This is a genomic window from Francisella sp. 19S2-4 (assembly GCF_036281795.1).
Taxonomy (GTDB): Bacteria; Pseudomonadota; Gammaproteobacteria; order Francisellales; family Francisellaceae; genus Francisella.
Genome location: NZ_JAWUZH010000030.1, coordinates 1 through 19,414 on the forward strand (window position 1 = coordinate 1; position 19,414 = coordinate 19,414).

The following is a 19,414-nucleotide window of genomic DNA, read 5'->3' on the forward strand; positions in this document are numbered from 1 at the left end:
TCATCTCCACCTTGATTTTGATCATCTCCACCTTGATTTTGATCATCTCCACCTTGATTTTGATCATCTCCACCTTGGTTTTGATCATCTCCACCAGATGTTGTAAATGATAAACTATCTGTTCTAGACTCACTAGAAGCATTAGCAGTAACTTCTATACTATAATTAGTAGCTTTATCTAAGTTAGTTAACACATAACTTTGAGCAGTAATATTCTGAGCAACTACATTGCCATTTAACTTAACTGTATATGTAACATTACCCTCAAGCTCTGGCTTATTCCAAGATATAGTCGCAGATGTTTCTGTCACATTATTTACAGATATATAAATACTATCTGACTGATATACAGCTGCTACTGCACTTATAAGTGACTTACTATTATCTGTAGAATCTCCATCTGCTTCCCAGAACATAGTACCACCAAGATCTTTGCTCTTAGCATATTTAGTTTTCTCTGCAACTGACCATGTATCATCATAAGTTATAAATGACTTAGTAGATGGACTATATGCCCAAGGTTGCATAGCTACTCTACCATATTTATCAAATGTAGCTACATTTGATTTCTCATCATAGAATTGCAAATCTGATAAACCACTCACTGGATTAGATGAGCCACATCCATTTACTGGATCATTAACAGGATTAACTAAACATTTATAGTCAAATACACCTTTCTCATAATCACCAATACCAGGACCTGTAATAGTTTGGAATAATCCTCCATCCTTAGCACTATCAACAGCCATCGATCTTGCATACAAAGGTAAACCAACTATTAATTTCTTAGCAGGAACTCCTGCTTTAATATATGCATCAATAGAATCTTGGATTGACCATCCACCATCTACGCCTATAGATTTACTTAATGTAACATTACTACCAGAACTATCTGTAACATTATCCTGTACATCATTTGATACATCTCCAGCACTATAATTACTATTTCCAACTCCTGATACATCAGGGAATGCAAATGATGCTTGGAAGTATGCAGGGAAACCAGTTCCCCATGCACCTTGGTAATCGTAGTTCATCACGTTGATCTCATCCATTAACTCACCAGTTTGCTTCCAGAAGTCTGATACACTATTTGGATTACTTGGGTTTTCCATAGCTTCAATGCGGCTTCTAGCTCCATTAACAGCTATTGCAAGATAATATTTCTTACCATCAGTTTCACTAGCTTTATCTAACTCAGCACGAAGTACTTTAAAGAATGCTAACATCTTCTTAGCCGGAGCTACATCATTACCATAATCAGACCACCACTCCCAATCAATGTCTATACCGTTAAAACCAAGCTTACGCATAAGCTCTACTGCTTGCTTAGCAAAATTTTCCATACTTTGTTGATTTGAAGCTAATTTCTCAAACATTGGAGCCGTTGTAACACCATTATTTGTCCAACCACCAAATGATAAGAATGATTTTAAATATGGATATTTCTTAGCTGCTCTAGCTGCTGCTGAAAGGCCCCATGTATCTGCAGAAGCATCTAGCGTTTTTATATTACCAGTACTTCCATCAAAACCTATAAATGCATAAATTATCGTATTTAATTCATTATATTTAAAATCATATGGGTTATATTTACGTCCCCATACTGCCCACTGCGCATAATATGCAGCATTTGTATATCCAGGTGCTGGATCTTTACATACATTACCAGCACATGGTCTTTCTATCTCAAGATCTTTACCATCAACTTTAAGATCACTAACTATTGGAACTACAACTCCAGGTAATACAACTGCATTACCTGAATCTGTGCCCATAACATCACAAGATTGTGTTAAATCAAAAGATCCACCATCTTTTAATGTCATCTTAGTTACATAGTCACCTTTACTATTTTGTACAGATGCAAAATCAACAAGATCTGCTCTAGTTCCAAAACAATTACCCCAACCAGCCTTCGGCTTAAAGTTACTTGTAAACTCAATTGTCTTTGCTGATGATACATTATTGATCTTTAAAACTATTTTATTATTATAATCTTTAAATGGTGCTTTAAAGTCATATGTCTCAACATCATTACTTGTAGATGCCTCTACCATGCCAAATGAACCTAAACCCATTAATGCATACGAGATCATAGTAGCTATTCTCTTCTTCCCACTCATACCAAGTCTCCTTATATTTTTAATTTGGTAATATCACTCCATAATCAATTCTATAAAGACAAAAAACAAAAATACAATAAAATATTTGATAATATATCATTATTATCTTTACTTTTAGGGAAGCTTAATTTTTCATTATAGTTTGCAAAAAATTAATATAATTCTTTGATTTTTTGAGACTAAAAAGTAATCTTTATCTTATTAGAATAAAAGCGTTAATATCCAAATTATGTTTTTCCAAAAACATAATGAAACATAGTATAAATTTTACGTAATCTAGCATTAAAAATTTCCAAATTTAAACATTCTTATATATATTAGAGTTGGTGTACTTAAGAAAAATCAAGGATTATATTATGAACAAGGATTTTTACGATAATATTAATAACAAAATTCAAGAAATAAAAGATGCTGGTACTTATAAAAGTGAGAGAATAATTTCGACTCCTCAGGAACCAGTTATAAAATTAAAAAATGGTGAAACACTTATCAATTTTTGTGCTAATAACTATCTTGGTTTCGCGAATAATCCTGAAATAGTTGCATATGCTAAAGATCATATAGAAGAATGTGGCTATGGTATGGCATCTGTAAGATTTATTTGTGGTACAAATAGTGTTCACAAACAACTTGAAAAAGAACTTAGCGATTTCTTTGAGTTTGAAGATACTATCTTATACCCATCTTGTTTTGATGCAAATGCTGGACTTTTTGAGACTTTACTTACCAAAGAAGATGCTATTATTAGTGATTCTCTTAACCATGCAAGTATTATAGATGGTGTTAGGTTATGTAAAGCTATGAGATTTAGATATAACAATAACGATATGCAAGATCTTGAAGAAAAACTTATAGAAGCTGATAAAGCTGGCGCAAGATTTAAAATGATTGCAACAGATGGAGTTTTCTCAATGGATGGTATTATTGCCAATCTTAAAGCAGTCTGTGACTTAGCTGACAAATATAACGCTATTGTTATGGTAGATGATTCACACGCATCAGGATTTGTTGGGAAAAGTGGTAAAGGCTCAATAGAGTACTGTGATGTAATGGGCCGTGTAGATATTTTAACAGGAACATTAGGCAAAGGCTTAGGTGGAGCATCTGGTGGCTATATATGTGCTAAAAAGGAAATTGTTGATGTATTAAAAAATTTATCAAGACCATACCTTTTCTCAAACTCTTTAGCTCCAATCATTGCTAAAACATCTTTAAAAGCTTTAGAAATAACCAAAAGCTCTAATAGGCTAAGAGAGCAATTACAAGCTAATCAACAAAGATTTAGATCTAAAATGGCTGCTGCTGGATTTGACCTAATTCCTGGAGAGCATCCTATTATTCCTGTAATGATCTATGATGAGAAGAAAGCTGCTGATTTTGCTGAAAGACTTTTAGACTACGGTATATATGTAATTGCTTTTTCATACCCTGTTGTTCCTAAAGGTAAAGCTCGTATTAGAACACAAATGTCTGCTGCTCACACTTTTGAACAAATAGATAAGGCTGTAGATGCATTTACAAAAGCAGGTAAAGATTTAGGTATCATTTAATAAACTAATTAATAAAATCTAATTTCCTCATATACAAACTTCATTTAAAGGAATTAAACAAATATGAAAGCATTGTGTAAATTAAAAAGAGAGCCTGGTATATGGATGATCAATGATGCACCAATACCAAAATGTGGCTACAATGATGTTTTAATAAAAATTAAAAAAACCGCTATATGTGGTACTGACCTTCATATATATAACTGGGATAAATGGTCTCAAGAAACTATCCCTGTACCAATGATTACAGGGCATGAATTTGTTGGTGAGATTGTAGATAAAGGTAATGGTGTAACTGGACTTAATATTGGTGATAGAGTATCTGGAGAAGGACACCTTGTTTGTGGACATTGCAGGAATTGTCAAGCTGGCAAACGTCATTTATGTAGAGAAACTAGAGGAATAGGCGTTAATGTACAAGGGGCCTTTGCTGAGTTTTTAGCTATGCCTGCATCAAATGTATTTAAGCTTCCTGATACTATTTCAGATGAAATAGCTAGCATATTTGACCCTCTTGGAAATGCTGTACATACTGCACTTTCATTTAATCTAACTGGTGAAGATGTACTTATAACTGGAGCTGGACCAATTGGGTTAATGGCAATAAAGATCGCTAGATTTTGTGGTGCTCGCAGAATAGTTATTACTGATGTTAATGAATATCGTTTAAAAAAAGCAGAAGAATTTGGCGCGACTGTAGCCTTAAATGTAGCACCGTATAAAACTCAAGAAGAACTAACTAAACAAATGCGTAAAGTAATGTCAGACATTGGCATGAGTGAAGGTTTTGATGTAGGGCTAGAAATGTCTGGGATTAACTCTGCTATATCTATGATGCTAGATGTTATGAATCATGGAGGCAAGCTATCGTTATTAGGTATTGCAGCTGGAGATATTTCAATAAATTGGGGAGCTATCTTATTCAAAGGCCTCACTTTAAAGGGTATCTATGGTAGAGAAATGTTTGAAACTTGGTACTTAATGTCTAGCATGATTCAAGCTGGTATGGATATAGCTCCAATAATAACTCATAGACTACATATAGATGACTTTCAAAAAGGCTTTGAAATAATGAAAAGTGGTAAATGTGGTAAAGTAATACTAGATTGGGGTAATTAGTGGAGGCAATAAAAAATCCATATTCTAAAAAAATGGATACTCAATGGATTTTCACTCTATTTGGTACAGCTATTGGAGCTGGATTATTATATTTACCAGTGCAAGCTGGAGATAGTGGCTTTTGGGCAGTATTAACTGTAATGATATTTGCACTACCTCTAACGTACTATTCACATAAAAATATGGCGAACATTGTAATAAGCTCTGAAGATGGTGGTATTACTGATGTTTTCACTCACAATTTAGGAAAACTCTTTGGTTTAGTTTGTGTAATTCTTTATTTTTTTGCTATCTTTTTAAACATGCCAATGTACTCAATTGGTTTAAATAATGAATTAAGTAATTTTTTACTAAGTCATAATATTACGAACATAAACTTATCTACAAATATTTGGTTTAGCTTTAGTATATTAATAACTCTATTGGTAGTAGTTTCTTTAGGTATAAATATCATCCTAAAATTCATGCAGCTTATTGTAGTCTTTTTAATAATATTAGTAATAACATTATCTATATATATCATTCCATATTGGAACTATAGTTTTGTTACAGACAGCCACTTTAACCTTACTCAATATATTGTAGGAATATTGATGGTTCTACCAATATTAGTTCTATCAATGAACCATTCTCCTGTTATTTCTAGCTTAGTTGTTTTTTATAAAAGTTATGTAGAAATTAATAATTATGAACAAAAAGCAAAAATTTATAAAATTCTTAAAATTAATGCTTTGATACTCTTTATTTTCGTATTAATTTTTATAACATCTTGTTTACTTAGCACTACTATAACAGATCTAGACAGAGCAAATAATAATAACCTATCAATAGTAACACTAATACAAGAGCAACATCACAGCGCTATATTAGATATTTTGGCACCTATGATTGTTTTTACAGCGATTATAAGCTCATTTATAGGATGCTATATTGGTTCAAAAGAAGCTTTAGGATATCTGTTTAGATATTTTTTTAGAAATATTTGCCATATAGAAATATCAGAGTCCATAATAAGCAAAATATGTATCAGCTTAATATTTATAGTCCTATGGATATGCACAATATGCAACTTTAAGATTCTTAATATAATAGGTATATTAGTAGCTCCAACTGTAGCTTTTCTGTTATATATTTTGCCAGTAATAATTATTTATAAAAATATAAAATGTAAAGCATATAGAAAAGTAGCTCTTGATTCGGCACTATTTATAATGGGCTTAATAATAATATTTGGGTATGTAATTGGATTATTGATAAAGTAATATTATTTATTTAACTGCCAATTAGCAAAATCTAAATCATCTTGTGTTGTTATCTTTATATTCTTTCTCGCACCTTCAACAATTATTGGGTTTATACCATATAACTCTAATGCTGAAGCCTCATCTGTTATCTTATTAATAAGATTATTTGAATGACAAAAATCAAAAGACTTTTCTAACTGCCCTAGCCTAGATAATTGTGGAGTCTGTGCTAACCAAATATCATCACGATTTATAGTTTTCACAATAATATTTTTAACACCTACTTTCTTAACTGTCTCAAATGCTTTAACAGCTAATATGCCTGCTTGAGAATGAGAGTTTTTTGTTTGCTCATACAGATCTATAATATTTTGAGTATCAATACAAGGTCTAGCAGCATCATGGACAAAAACCCAATCATCACTATTTCCTTTGATAGCTTTCAAACCATTATAAACACTTTCAAAACGAGTTTTGCCACCCACACAAGTTTTAACTTTAGAATGATTGTAGTAAATAGATTGACTCCAGAATTCATCTTCGGAGCTTAAGGCTAAAAATATATGGTCAAAAAAGCAATTATCAATAAACTTTTCTAAAGTATTATCAAGAATAGTTTTATCATTAGATAACCTATAGTATTGTTTCGGAATATTTAATTTCATCCTTGTGCCAATACCGGCAGCAGGAATAATTACATATTTATTTGACACTATAGAAAACCTCACCCTTCTTAATTAAGCCCATATTTTCACGAGCTAAACTTTCAAGAACTTCATTATTTTTACGCAATGATACAACCTCTGAATATAGTTGAGCATTAGTTTGAGTTTTTTGCTTAACTTCTTCTGATTGTGCCGCAACAGCTTTCTTTAATGCATCATATTTCATTAGCCCGGTATTACTAAACCAAAGATCATATTGCAATACGATTATTAGTAGTATCACGGCAGAAATAAAAAAATAGAAAAAAAAGTTTGATTTTGTATTCATAGAATAATAATTATTCTTCTACTTGAACTACAACTTTTTCAGTTTCACTTTCTTCAACAATAATCTCTTGAGGTTCATTACTTTTAGAATCTTCTTCTTCAGCAGAATTAAAAACAAAAGATTTAATACCAGGATAAATAGCATTCTCACCTAGCTCTTCTTCTACTCTTAGTAACTGATTGTATTTAGCTATACGATCAGATCTTGAAAGCGAGCCTGTTTTAATTTGTCCAGAACAAGTAGCTACTGCTAAATCTGCAATAATAGTATCAGAAGTTTCACCTGAACGATGCGAAACCACACATGTGTAACCAGCTTGTCCAGCCATAGCCATAGCTTCAAAAGTCTCTGTTAATGAACCAATTTGATTTAGTTTAATCAATATAGAATTAGCAATACCTTTTTCTATACCTTTAGCTAAAATACTAGGATTTGTAACAAATAAGTCATCACCAACTAACTGAACTTTTTTACCTAGTCTATCAGTCATTAGCTTCCAACCATCCCAATCTTCTTCAGCCATACCATCTTCAATAGATACGATTGGATATTTATCAACCCATTTAGCGAAATACTCAACCATCTCAGCTGAAGTTAAAGATTTACCTTCTGAAGCAAGTTCATACTTACCATCCTTATAGTATTCACTACTTGCAGGATCTAGAGCAATAAATACATGCTTACCTGGCTCATATCCAGCTTCTTTAACAGCTTTTAATATTGCTTCAATTGCAGCTTCGTTTGATGGAAGATCAGGAGCATAACCACCCTCATCACCAACACCAGCTACACTATAACCATCAGCAATTAAAACTTTCTTAAGTGTATGGAATACTTCTGTACCACATCTAAGAGCTTCTGAGAAAGTATCAAAACCTGCCGGTACAATCATAAACTCCTGCATATCAACATTATTATCAGCATGAGAACCACCATTAATAACATTCATCATTGGTACTGGCATTAAATACTCTTTAACATCCATTAAATAACGGTAGAATGGCTTTCTTAAATGTGATGCTGCTGCCCTAGCTGTAGCTAGCGAAACACCTAAAATTGCATTTGCACCTAAATTCTTCTTATTCTCAGAACCATCTAACTCAATCATAGTTTTATCAACTAATCTTTGGTCTAAAGCATCTAAGCCTTTAACTGCTTGAGCAATTTTTGTATTTACATTTTCAACTGCCTTATAAACACTCTTACCAAGGAAAAGTTTCTTATTTCCATCTCTTAACTCTAGAGCTTCTCTAATGCCTGTTGAAGCTCCTGACGGTACAGCAGCTCTACCAAAAGCCCCACTTTCTAAAACAACATCTACTTCAATAGTAGGATTTCCACGTGAATCTAATATCTGTCTTGCAAAAACTTTATTTATTTGTGATGACATAACTATAAACTCCTTAAGATATGTTAAGTCTTTCTAACATTTATACAAACTTCTGTAATTATAAGCTAGCTAGATATGCTTTGCAATTTGAATATAGCCTTTGAAGCTATTCTTCCGATGACTTATCTGAAATAATTTCTTGAGCTTCGCTAAACTTAAGACTCTCAGGAGTAGCTGCTGTAAACTGTACAGTATCTTTTGCTGAGGTTCTAGTAGAAACTCTATAAAGTGAATAAAGACATAAAACAGCACTAAGCAAAGCCGTGATCACAAAGAAACCAAATGGTCCAACAAATGCCATAAAACTAGATATAACAATAGGGCTAACTACAGAACCTAAACCATATGCGATAGTCAATACACCAATTGCTCCTAATATCTCATGCTCATCAAGAAAGTCACTGGCATGAGATATTGATAGAGGATAAATTACAAATGCACATCCTCCAAATATAAATATAATAACAGCAAACATAAAGAATGAGTTATGGAAAAGACATATTAAAATAGAAGCTATACAGATTCCCGCCCCTACTAGTAAAATCACTTTTCTTCTATCTATAATATCCGATAGTTTACCTATAGGAATTTGTAATAGCATACCTCCCAATATAGTAGTCATCATCAAAACTGATATCATATTATGAGTACTATCAACTCTAACTAAGAATACTGGCAATATAGTGTAAATTGCGCCAAGTAAGGATCCTCCTATAATACTCGCAACCATAGCTAGAGGAACTTTCCTCATAATTTTCATTGGCGAGCAAATCTCTTCTGACTGAGGGACTGGTGCCACAGTCTTAGTAAAGGCCATTAATACTATAGCAATACTACATAATGAAGATATAAAGCAATATGCTAATAATCCATCGCTAAAATGAAAGTTTATCATCAATTGAGATAATGCTTGCGTACCATAGTAAACAAATAAATATATTGAAAATATTAGTCCTCTATTCCTTCTTTCAGAAGACAAAATACACCAGCTTTCTATAATAATAAATAAAGCTGCTAGAGAAAAACCACAAGCAAATCTAAAGAGCACCCAAACAAGAACCTCTTTATAAACACCGATTATTAAAGTACTTATTGCCATTAATGAAGCAAATAGAACAAATGCTCTAATATATCCAACTCTAACTATTGTAGATTGAGAGAAATAAGATCCCGACATCATACCAAAAAAATAAGCAGCTGAAATCAATCCAATCATTAAATTAGAGCGACCAAGACTATTTAACTCAATAGATGAATAGGTTGTAAAAAAACCATTTCCAAACGATAATACACACATTGCGACTATTGGTGTAAGAATCAAAAACAAAGTTTGTCTAACAGTCATATCCTACTCACAGGAATCTAGTCAATGAATAAAGCTGATTATATAGGAAGCTAACGCTTAAGTTAAGGTGATATAGAAAGTTTAGGAATTTTTTTGTAACTTTTTCCAATTCACATAGCCATAGACAGCATTGAATAAATAAATTAACCACATAGCAAGAAAAGCAATACTATCACTAGATCCAGATATATATTGTTGTATCCAAATAATTGTTGAAAGCGTGTTAATAACTATCCATAATGCCCACTGTTCTAAATATGCTTTTACCATAAGAATAATAGCAACAACAGAAACAACACCAGTTAGTGAATCAGCAAAAAGTCCAACTTGCTGATTAAATATACCTTTAAGTATAAAAACACCATATAAAATAGCGGCAATAACAATTCCTATAAAAAGATATAATCTTTGTTTATTATTAAGGCTTCTTGTCACAATATCATTATTCTCACCTATGTTTTGAGGCTTTGTCCAATTATATAAACCATAAAACTGCATAGGAAAAAAGAAAAATGTAAATAATAAGAACTGACCAAAAATACCTTGCTGATAACAAACATATGCGTATGTTAGATTATTAATAAAAGCAAAAAAATAATTAAGTATTTTCCCTTTTGCTATTAAAAAAAGATTTAACATCCCTGTAACTGTAGCAATAGTTGTTAAAACTAAATACTTATCTGTAGTTAGTATACTTATAAGCCCAAGCACTACAACCGAGCAAATAAGCCATAAAATTTCAAAAGCATTATAATCACTAAAAATCTTTCCTAACTCAATATCTCTAAACCCCTTTAAATAGTTAAATATTTGCAAGAAAAAATTAGAAAGAATCTGATTAATCATTTATATATCCAAGTATATTGATTTAATTTGCGACCAGCTCCATAGCTCCATATATCCCAGCTTGATCTCCTAATTTCGCTAATTTAAAATCACATTCAGCATAAATGTCAGCAAATGAATTTTTCATAGCTGCTCTTTTTATTTGAGGAAGGTATTTTTCACCTATTGCTTCCATTACACCACCTCCTAAGATTACCATAGATGGATTAATCATATTCAAAGCACTACCAATACCCACACCCAAAGATTCCATTGCTTCTGATAGAATATCTAAAGCAATTTGATCATTTTCGTCAAGTGCTTTTTTAATATGGCTACTTTTTAATTTACCATTATTTTCAGTAACTAGCTCAATCAAAGTACTTTTAATTTTTTTCTTAGCTAGATTTTCTATCTTTTTCTCTATACCAACCTTACCTGCATACGCCTCTAAACAACCTTGTGAACCACAACCTGGACAATATGAACCACCTTGTTTAATAATGGTATGGCCAAGTTCTGCAGCTAATCCACTATTTCCTGTATAAAGCTTACCGTTTAATACTAATCCTCCTCCAATGCCAGTACCAACAAAAACTCCAACTATATCATCACAACCAATGCCAGCACCATATTTAGCCTCTCCTAAAATACCAACATTTACATCATTATCTATCTCAGCACGTACTCCATATTCTTCTTCTAGAATATGTTTCAAATTAACGCCATTGACATTAATATTTACACTTCTGCGAATTACAGATGTTTTTTTATCTATTAAGCCTGCTATACCAATACCAATACCATCAAGTTTTTTATCTTTAGGAATTTCTGCTATTAATTTATTAATGACTTTAAATAACTGATCAATTACAACCTCTGTTGCCTCTTTTGCCTTAGATTTAACTTTTGCAGTTGTTATTAACTTTTTATTTTCATCAAATAATCCAGCAGCCATATTTGAGCCACCAATATCTACACCTATAAGCATTACCAGTTTCCTTTTAGTCTATTAAACGCTATATCCATAGCTCCATATACACCTGAGTTATCACCTAAAGTAGCGATCTTTAGTTGACACGCATCCAGCATTGTTTTAAAAGCATATTTTGAACAAGATTGATAAATAGTCTCTAAATAATCCTGACCTATAGCTTCCATAATTCCACCACCAAAAAGAACTAGAGATGGATTCATCAAATTTATATAATTTGCTACTGCTATACCTAAATGAGTCATTGCTGTATTAGCAATATCAATAGCAACGGGATCTTTAGCATCTAAAGCTTTTTTAAGATATGAGCCCTTTAGCTTACCATTATTTTCCAAAACAGAATCAATCAGCATACTTTTGATACCTTTTTTATGCAAATTTAAAATTCTATTTTCCATACCAACTTTTCCAGCATATGTCTCTACACAACCTTGTGAGCCACAACTTTGACAGTACGCCCCTTGAGGATTTATAGTAACATGTCCAACAGCTCCAGCACCACCGGTTTCACCATATAAGAATTGATCATGAACTACAAGACCTCCTCCTATTCCAGTACCAGCAAATATCCCTACAATATTTTTATGTCCCTTGCCAACACCATATTTCCATTCCCCAATAACACCAACATTAACATCATTTTCAAGAAATACTGGTATATTGCCAAATTTTTGGCTTACCTCGTTAACTATATTTACACCATTTAGATTTAAATTAGCACTAAACTTAAGGACTCCTTCTCTTGAATCAACAAATCCTGCCATACCAATGCCTATAGCTTTTATTTTATCTTTATTGGAATCATCAATAAGCTTGTTTATTACTTTAAAAATTTGGCCTAAAACTACTTCTGTATCACTTTTGCCTTTTGATTTTACCTTAGCTGTAGCTATTAAATTTTTATCAGAATCAAAAAGACCAGCTGATATATTTGTACCACCAACATCTAAACCTATATACATCAATTTCTCCATCAAGATTTTTCAAAAACTGCTATCGACTCGACATGCATAGTATGAGGGAACATATCCATAACACCTGCACTTACCAGCTTATAGCCTTTTTGATTTACTAAAATACCTGCGTCTCTTGCTAAAGTCGCGGTATTACAAGATACATATACTATCCTTTCAACATTAAATTTTTCAATAGCTTGACAAACTTCTTGAGCCCCTGCTCTTGGTGGATCTAATAGCATCTTATTATACTCAAAGTTATTAAACCATTCTTTATCTTCAAAGCTCTCGAAAAGATTTGCCGCATAGAACTTAACATTCGTAATCTCATTATTCTGTGCTGTTTCAATAGCTCTTTGAACCATAGTTGACTCACCTTCAACACCGATTACAGATTTTGCATATTTTGATATAGGTAAAGTAAAATTTCCTAAGCCACAAAATAAATCAATAATAGAATCTTCTTTCGATATATCTAAAAGCTCTATTGCTTTTTTAATCATTTTCCGATTAATATCATTATTAACTTGAGTAAAATCATTTGGTTCAAAGCTAATTTCAATACCATCTATTGGTTGATAGCTTAGCTTGGTTGGTGAAAGATCTCTATCTGGATAAAATCTATAAATAGTATCAGGGCCTTTTGATTGTAAATATATCCAATAATTATTCTCTTGACCAAAAGTTCTTAACTTAGCTAAATCTTCATTTGTAAATGGCTCTAAATGCCTAACAATAATTGCTGGACGATGATCATCTATAGCTATTTCTAATTGTGCAATTTGATTATATATAGAAAGACTTTCTATAAATTTAGCAATATCATTAATTTTTTTACCAACTAATGGATTAAGAACTATACAACTATCTATCTCTGCTAAAAATCTACCATTACGTTCTCTAAAACCAACGAGTATTTTACCTTTTTTACTTACATACCTAACACCTAGACGTGCCTTATTACGATATCCTTCTGTATTGTCTGTTAATAAGGGTTCTAGAATATTTTCAGGCTGTACTCCTTCACCGATATATTTAAGCTGATTTAATAAAGTCTCTTGCTTATGCTCAATTTGGGCACTACTAGACATATGCTGTAAATTACAGCCACCACATGATTCAAAAAAATCACATTTTGGTGTTATTCTATCTGGAGATTTTTTAATATACTCTACAGCTTTAGCTTCATCAAATTTAGCTTTTGAAAAAGTATATTCAAATTTAACTACTTCACCTGGCAATGTAAAAGGTATAAAAGTTGTTTTACCATCTACTTTTGCTATACCTCTACCATCATGACTTAATGATACAATTTCAGCTTCAAAGATACCTTCTTTGAGCTTTCTTCTTCTAGCTCTTCCCATAAATAATTTAACTAAAATATATTAGGATAATTGTATTTAATTAAAAGCTCAAATACAACTAAAGGAAATACTTATTTTATAACCATCTGCTTATCATCATATGCTGACACATGCGGAGGAATAAATTGATAAGTTGCTGCTTTAGAATGTGAGAAAATCATATCAATGTTTCCAGTATCTGCAAGATTTGCTACTTTTTTAGGATATATAGCAAACTTAACTTTGCCCAATGATGATGATAAAAGATCAATCTGTCCATCAGTAGGCTTAGTATCAAGTGGTTTTGTTGGACCATAAGCTCCACCAACATTAGCAAAAACATCATATTTTACTTTTTTATTATCAGTTTTTTGTGGAACAAATATAAACATATTTGAATCTTTCATTGTTTGTGCTCCAAAACCTGCCGCAAACCAGCCACTTCCTTGCTCTTTCCAACTTTTATTTTTATCAAGATTAACTTTTAAAGTAGCACAAATATGGTCATTATATTTAGCATATTTAAAACTCATATCTTTCATATTTATATTTTTGTATTTTAAATCACTAGGACAAATATCATTTTTGTCACTTTTTGTATCTGCATATGCAATTGTTGAAACAGATGCTGATAGCAGCATAGATGTTAAAACTAACTTTTTCATAAAACTTCTCTTTTCACATTTAACCTAAGAAAAATTCTAGCATGTTTAGCAAAGTTTAGTTAGAAAATAATATAAGGATTAGAAATACAAAAACAAAAAAGGCGGTATAAAACCGCCTTTTCTTATCATGGTGGGTGCAGAGGGGTTCGAACCCCCGACCCTCGCCTTGTAAGGGCGATGCTCTCCCAGCTGAGCTATGCACCCGATAGACTAGTATTATATAGAGCTTTCTTAACAAGTCAATATCTTTTTAGCAAAAGATTATTGGAACTACCCTTCTATTTCGCTCCTAAAAATTTGCTCTGGTGTTATTTCAGATTCTGCAATCTCTCTTAATGCAACAACAGTAGCTTTTTCTTTTTTTTCATTTTCTATAGATTCTGAATAACCTTTTTTCAAGATGTAATTCGCTCTCATAGAAGCTAAAACCACTAAGTCAAATCTTGTTTCTACTTTATCTAAACAATCTTCTATCGTTACTCTAGCCATTTTTTACTCCATTTTTTTTCAATAATTGTCTTACTTTATTATATATTATATCAATAACAGTTTTATTCTGAGCGCCATCTGGGATTATAATATCAGCTTTTCTCTTTGATGGCTCAATAAATTTAATATGCATCGGTCTAACAGTTTCTAAATATTGATTTATAACACTATCAACACTTCTACCTCTTTCATTTTGATCACGCATTAATCTTCTAATAAAACATAAGTCCGATGGTGTATCCATATAAACCTTAAAATCCATCATCTTTAGAAGTTTTCTATCATTAAACAGCATAATACCTTCAATGATAATAACACTTACACCTCCAGCAATTTTTTCAGCCTTAGACTCTATTCTAGAATGTGTCGTGTAATCATAGTGAGGAATGTAGATATCATTTCCTTGTACTAAACTATCTAAATCTTTTCTTAACAATTTATGATCAAAAGCATCTGGGTGGTCATAGTTGATCTTACATGCTTCTTCAAAACCTACCATTTCACCCCAGTTTTTATAGTAACGATCTTCTGAAATAACTGCTATCTTGTTTAAGTGTTTTGACTTTAACTTTTTGATTACTTCATTTGAAAATAGTGTTTTTCCAGAGCCAGAACCTCCAACAATACCTATTATAAAAACATCATCTTTACCAGCCATGCTAAACCTTATAATTCTATTTTAGGTTGACTTTTTATCAAATTATCTAACTCTTGAAGAAGACTTAGAAATTCTTTTATTTTATACATTGGAAATGAATTTGGTCCATCACTTTTTGCCTCATCTGGCTTTGGATGAGTTTCCATAAACAGTCCATCAATACCTACAGCCATAGCTGCTTTTGATAAAACTGGTACGAATTCCCTTTGACCACCAGAAGAGCTTCCTTGACCACCTGGTAACTGTACGGAGTGAGTAGCATCAAAAACTACAGGACATCCTGTAGATTTCATAATCTCAAGAGAGCGCATATCTGAAATTAAATTATTGTAACCAAAACTTGCACCTCTTTCACAAACCATAATTTGCTCATTACCTGTAGTTTTAGCTTTAGCTACTACATGCTGCATATCCCAAGGAGCTAAAAATTGACCTTTTTTAATATTTACAGGTCGACCTTGTTTACAAACATCTAGAATAAAATTTGTTTGACGACATAAAAAAGCTGGAGTCTGTAAAACATCCACTACTTCTGCTACTTCAGCAAATGGAGTATCTTCATGAACATCTGTTACAACAGGGACATTATAAGCTTTTTTAACCTTTGATAAAATCTCTAGTCCTTTATCAACACCTAATCCTCTAAAACTATTAATAGAAGAACGATTTGCTTTATCAAAAGATGATTTATAAACAAAATTAATTCCAAGATCTTCAGTTACTTCTTTAAGATAACCTGCTGTGTCCATTGCCATCTGCTCAGATTCAATTACACATGGTCCTGACATTAGGAAGAATGGCTTACCATTACCTACTTCAAAATTAGCGATTTTCATATAAATCTCTTTTATTTAGAAATATTTATTTTTTATTATACAGAAAAAGATGAACCACAACCACAAGTAGTTTTCGCATTAGGATTTCTAATCACAAAATATGCACCTTCAACATCATCTTTATAGTCAACATCAGCTCCTACTAAGTATTGAAAGCTCATTGAATCTACAAGAAGACGTACATCATTTTTTGTAATAACCATATCATCATCTTTTATTTCATTATCAAAAGCAAAAGCATACTGAAAACCAGAGCATCCACCACCAGTGATGTAAACTCTAAGACTAAGAGACCTATCTCCTTCTTCTTCAATAAGTTCTTTTACTTTTAGAGAAGCTGCTTCTGTAAAGTTTATAGGATCTACACTTTGAACTTCTTCACTCATAAAAATTACCTCGCTACTAGAGAAAGTTTTACTCTACCACCTCTGTCTATATTTTGGACTAAAACTTCTAAAGGCTGTCCTTCAACTAAAGAGTTTGTCTTAATACCTGCTTGCTCAATATCCGAAAATGGTAAATAACCATCTTGACTACCTAGTAAGTTAACAAATGCTCCAGAATCAAGAAGTTTAACTATTTTACCTTTATAAACTTGACCTTCTTCGACTTCAGCAACTATTTCCTCAACCATTGCTTTAGCTAAATCTAGAGATTTCTTATCTTTAGCAAAAATCTTAACTTCTCCAGAATCACTTGTATCAATTTGAGCACCAGTTTTTTCTACAATACCTTTTACAGTAGAGCCACCTCTACCAACTACATCTTTGATTTTAGCAGGGTTTATATTCATAATATGAATTTGAGGAGCAACATCAGAAACTGCCTCTTTATGCTCTCTTATAACTTCATTCATGATACCTAAGATATGTAATCTACCAACTCTTGCTTGCTCTAAAGCTTGCTCAAGAATTTCTCTAGAAATACCTTTGATCTTAATATCCATCTGTAAGGCTGTAACACCATATCTAGTACCAGCTACTTTAAAGTCCATATCACCAAGATGATCTTCATCACCTAAGATATCTGATAATACAGCATATTTTGAGCCATCTTTGATAAGACCCATAGCAATACCAGCTACTGGCTCAGCTATTGGCACACCAGCATCCATCATTGATAAAGATGAACCACATACTGTTGCCATAGAACTAGAACCATTTGATTCTAAAATTTCAGAAACAACTCTTACAACATATGGGTATGCATCTTGGTTAGGAAATACAGCTTGTGTCGCACGCTTAGCTAAATTAGCATGACCAATTTCACGACGCTTTGGTGCCATACCAACCATACCGCAGTCACCAACAGAGTATGGAGGAAAATTATAATGAAGCATATATCTAGATTTCTCTATTCCATCTAAAGACTCAACAAGCTGAGCATCTCTGTCACTACCTAATGTAGTAACCACTAATGCTTGAGTTTCACCTCTGGTAAATAAAGCTGATCCATGTACTCCGGGTAAAACACCAATCTTAACATTAATTGGTCTTATAGTTTCTGTACATCTACCATCTATTCTAGGTTTACCTTCTAAAATATTTGCTCTTACAAGATCTTTCTCTATATCATGGAAAGCTTCAAGAATTTCTTTTTCGCTATATTCGCCACTATCAACATCACTAGAGAATATAAACTCCAAAACGCTTTTTCTAATTTCATTAAGCTTGACATTTCTTTCTTGCTTAGATGCTATAGTATAAGCATTTTTTATTTCACCAAAAAATTGTGATTTTATCTGAGATTTTAAAACTTTATTTATCTGATAAACAGAATATTCCATGCGTGGCTTAGCTGCTACTTTAGCAAGCTTATTAATAGATCCAATAATAGTTTTTAGATGTTTATGCGCATATAAAATACCACCCAACATAACCGACTCTGGCAAACTATTAGCCTCTGACTCAACCATCAAAATAGCATCATCAGTACCAGAAACAACCAAGTCTAAAGCAGACTCTTTTAAATCTTCCTTATTTGGATTAAGAATATATTTACCATTTATATAGCCTACTCTTACACCAGCAATAACATCATCATAAGGAGCTCCAGAAATTGCTAAAGAAGCAGAAGCTCCTATTAGAGCTAACATATCTGGTGAAAATGTTCCATCATAAGATACAACAGTAGCAACTATTTGAATCTCATTAAAAAAGCCATCTGGAAAAGATGGTCTTATAGATCTATCTATTAACCTAGAAATAAGTATTTGCTCTTCAGAAGGTCTCCCTTCTCTTCTTAAAAAACCCCCAGGTATTTTACCAGCAGCATAAGTTTTTTCTAAGTAATGTACCGATAATGGAAAAAAATCTTGACCATCCGCTACAGATTTTTTAACTACTGTAGTAACCAATACAACATTATTCCCACAACTTACTGTTACTGACCCATCTGCTTGACGAGCCATTCCACCTGTTTCAAGAACAATTTCTTTGTTTCCTAATTCAAAGACTTCTCTAAATATTTTCACAGTTTAACCTTATTTTTTGATTTTATCCGATGTAAGAACAACTAAGATGAGATTTATTATCTACGTAAATTTAATTTCTTGATTAGGCTACGATATCTTTCTACATCTTTATCGTGTAAATAATCTAATAATTTACGACGTTGACTTACAAGTCTTAAAAGACCTCTTCTTGAGTGATTGTCTTTCTTATGTGTTGCGAAGTGATCTTGTAGATCATTAATTCTTGCAGTTAAAAGCGCAACTTGAACCTCTGGAGATCCAGTATCACCTTCTGACTGTTGATTTTCTTTAATAATGTTTTGCTTATCTTGTACTGTTAACATAACTTTCTCCGTTTGTTTTTCTATTATAATTAACTTTGGATAAACCGCACAAAGGAACAGTTTACCAACGCGTAATTATATA

The 19,414-nt window shown here is 32.3% G+C and carries 19 protein-coding genes and 1 tRNA gene; 3 read left to right on the plus strand and 17 right to left on the minus strand.

Going from position 1 to position 19,414, the window contains the following annotated elements; all coding sequences use genetic code 11:
• The coding region (locus tag R8535_RS07330) for a glycosyl hydrolase family 18 protein (protein ID WP_329497928.1) at positions 1-2,129 on the minus strand (2,129 nt) is incomplete at its 3' end.
• Between the two features lie 356 nt (positions 2,130-2,485).
• Between R8535_RS07330 and R8535_RS07335 the strand changes: the two genes are divergently transcribed.
• The 3 genes from R8535_RS07335 (at position 2,486) to R8535_RS07345 (ending at position 6,060) form a co-directional block, all read left to right on the plus strand.
• The gene (locus R8535_RS07335) at positions 2,486-3,679 is read left to right on the plus strand and encodes a glycine C-acetyltransferase (protein WP_329497930.1); all 1,194 of its coding nucleotides are present in this window, start codon (positions 2,486-2,488) and stop codon (positions 3,677-3,679) included.
• Positions 3,680-3,742: 63 nt separating this feature from the next.
• The gene (tdh, locus tag R8535_RS07340) at positions 3,743-4,798 is read left to right on the plus strand and encodes an L-threonine 3-dehydrogenase (RefSeq protein ID WP_329497932.1); all 1,056 of its coding nucleotides are present in this window, start codon (positions 3,743-3,745) and stop codon (positions 4,796-4,798) included.
• A gap of 8 nt (positions 4,799-4,806) precedes the next feature.
• A complete protein-coding gene (locus tag R8535_RS07345; RefSeq protein WP_442902170.1) occupies positions 4,807-6,060 on the plus strand; it encodes an amino acid permease in 1,254 nt (417 codons plus the stop codon).
• Between the two features lie 2 nt (positions 6,061-6,062).
• Here the strand turns inward: R8535_RS07345 and ispD are convergent, their stop codons facing one another.
• The 16 genes from ispD to rpsO all read right to left on the minus strand — a co-directional run bounded on the left by ispD (position 6,063) and on the right by rpsO (position 19,332).
• Complete coding sequence (ispD, locus tag R8535_RS07350; protein ID WP_329497934.1) at positions 6,063-6,755, minus strand: 2-C-methyl-D-erythritol 4-phosphate cytidylyltransferase; 693 nt, start codon at positions 6,753-6,755, stop codon at positions 6,063-6,065.
• A complete protein-coding gene (locus R8535_RS07355; protein WP_329497936.1) occupies positions 6,745-7,035 on the minus strand; it encodes an FtsB family cell division protein in 291 nt (96 codons plus the stop codon). The genes ispD and R8535_RS07355 overlap by 11 nt, the downstream gene beginning before the upstream one ends.
• A 10-nt stretch (positions 7,036-7,045) precedes the next feature.
• Entirely contained in the window at positions 7,046-8,425 is a 1,380-nt protein-coding gene (gene eno / locus R8535_RS07360) for a phosphopyruvate hydratase (protein ID WP_329497938.1), read from the minus strand.
• A gap of 106 nt (positions 8,426-8,531) precedes the next feature.
• Positions 8,532-9,770 carry an MFS transporter gene (locus R8535_RS07365; RefSeq protein ID WP_329497940.1) on the minus strand — a complete coding sequence of 413 codons (1,239 nt, stop codon included), beginning with the start codon at positions 9,768-9,770 and terminating at the stop codon, positions 8,532-8,534.
• An 81-nt stretch (positions 9,771-9,851) separates the two neighbouring features.
• Entirely contained in the window at positions 9,852-10,616 is a 765-nt protein-coding gene (gene pnuC / locus R8535_RS07370) for a nicotinamide riboside transporter PnuC (RefSeq protein WP_329497942.1), read from the minus strand.
• Positions 10,617-10,638: 22 nt separating this feature from the next.
• Complete coding sequence (locus tag R8535_RS07375) at positions 10,639-11,586, minus strand: ROK family protein (RefSeq protein ID WP_329497943.1); 948 nt, start codon at positions 11,584-11,586, stop codon at positions 10,639-10,641.
• Positions 11,586-12,551 carry an ROK family protein gene (locus R8535_RS07380; protein ID WP_329497944.1) on the minus strand — a complete coding sequence of 322 codons (966 nt, stop codon included), beginning with the start codon at positions 12,549-12,551 and terminating at the stop codon, positions 11,586-11,588. The genes R8535_RS07375 and R8535_RS07380 overlap by 1 nt, the downstream gene beginning before the upstream one ends.
• A gap of 11 nt (positions 12,552-12,562) precedes the next feature.
• Positions 12,563-13,909, minus strand: coding sequence for a 23S rRNA (uracil(1939)-C(5))-methyltransferase RlmD (rlmD, locus tag R8535_RS07385; protein ID WP_329497946.1), 1,347 nt, complete (start codon positions 13,907-13,909; stop codon positions 12,563-12,565).
• 71 nt (positions 13,910-13,980) lie between these two features.
• Positions 13,981-14,553, minus strand: a complete 573-nt coding sequence (locus R8535_RS07390; protein ID WP_329497949.1) for a hypothetical protein — start codon at positions 14,551-14,553, stop codon at positions 13,981-13,983.
• A gap of 128 nt (positions 14,554-14,681) precedes the next feature.
• Positions 14,682-14,757 (minus strand) — tRNA-Val (locus R8535_RS07395).
• A gap of 66 nt (positions 14,758-14,823) precedes the next feature.
• Positions 14,824-15,042 (minus strand): DNA-directed RNA polymerase subunit omega, encoded by a 219-nt coding sequence (gene rpoZ, locus R8535_RS07400; RefSeq protein ID WP_329497951.1) that lies wholly within the window; start codon positions 15,040-15,042, stop codon positions 14,824-14,826.
• Entirely contained in the window at positions 15,035-15,700 is a 666-nt protein-coding gene (gene udk, locus R8535_RS07405; RefSeq protein ID WP_329497952.1) for a uridine kinase, read from the minus strand. The genes rpoZ and udk overlap by 8 nt, the downstream gene beginning before the upstream one ends.
• Before the next feature lie 8 nt (positions 15,701-15,708).
• Positions 15,709-16,536, minus strand: a complete 828-nt coding sequence (gene kdsA / locus R8535_RS07410) for a 3-deoxy-8-phosphooctulonate synthase (protein WP_329497954.1) — start codon at positions 16,534-16,536, stop codon at positions 15,709-15,711.
• A gap of 35 nt (positions 16,537-16,571) precedes the next feature.
• A complete protein-coding gene (erpA, locus tag R8535_RS07415; protein ID WP_329497956.1) occupies positions 16,572-16,922 on the minus strand; it encodes an iron-sulfur cluster insertion protein ErpA in 351 nt (116 codons plus the stop codon).
• A gap of 5 nt (positions 16,923-16,927) precedes the next feature.
• Positions 16,928-19,009 carry a polyribonucleotide nucleotidyltransferase gene (gene pnp / locus R8535_RS07420; protein WP_329497958.1) on the minus strand — a complete coding sequence of 694 codons (2,082 nt, stop codon included), beginning with the start codon at positions 19,007-19,009 and terminating at the stop codon, positions 16,928-16,930.
• Between the two features lie 56 nt (positions 19,010-19,065).
• Positions 19,066-19,332, minus strand: a complete 267-nt coding sequence (gene rpsO / locus R8535_RS07425) for a 30S ribosomal protein S15 (RefSeq protein ID WP_329497960.1) — start codon at positions 19,330-19,332, stop codon at positions 19,066-19,068.
• Positions 19,333-19,414: the final 82 nt, after the last annotated feature.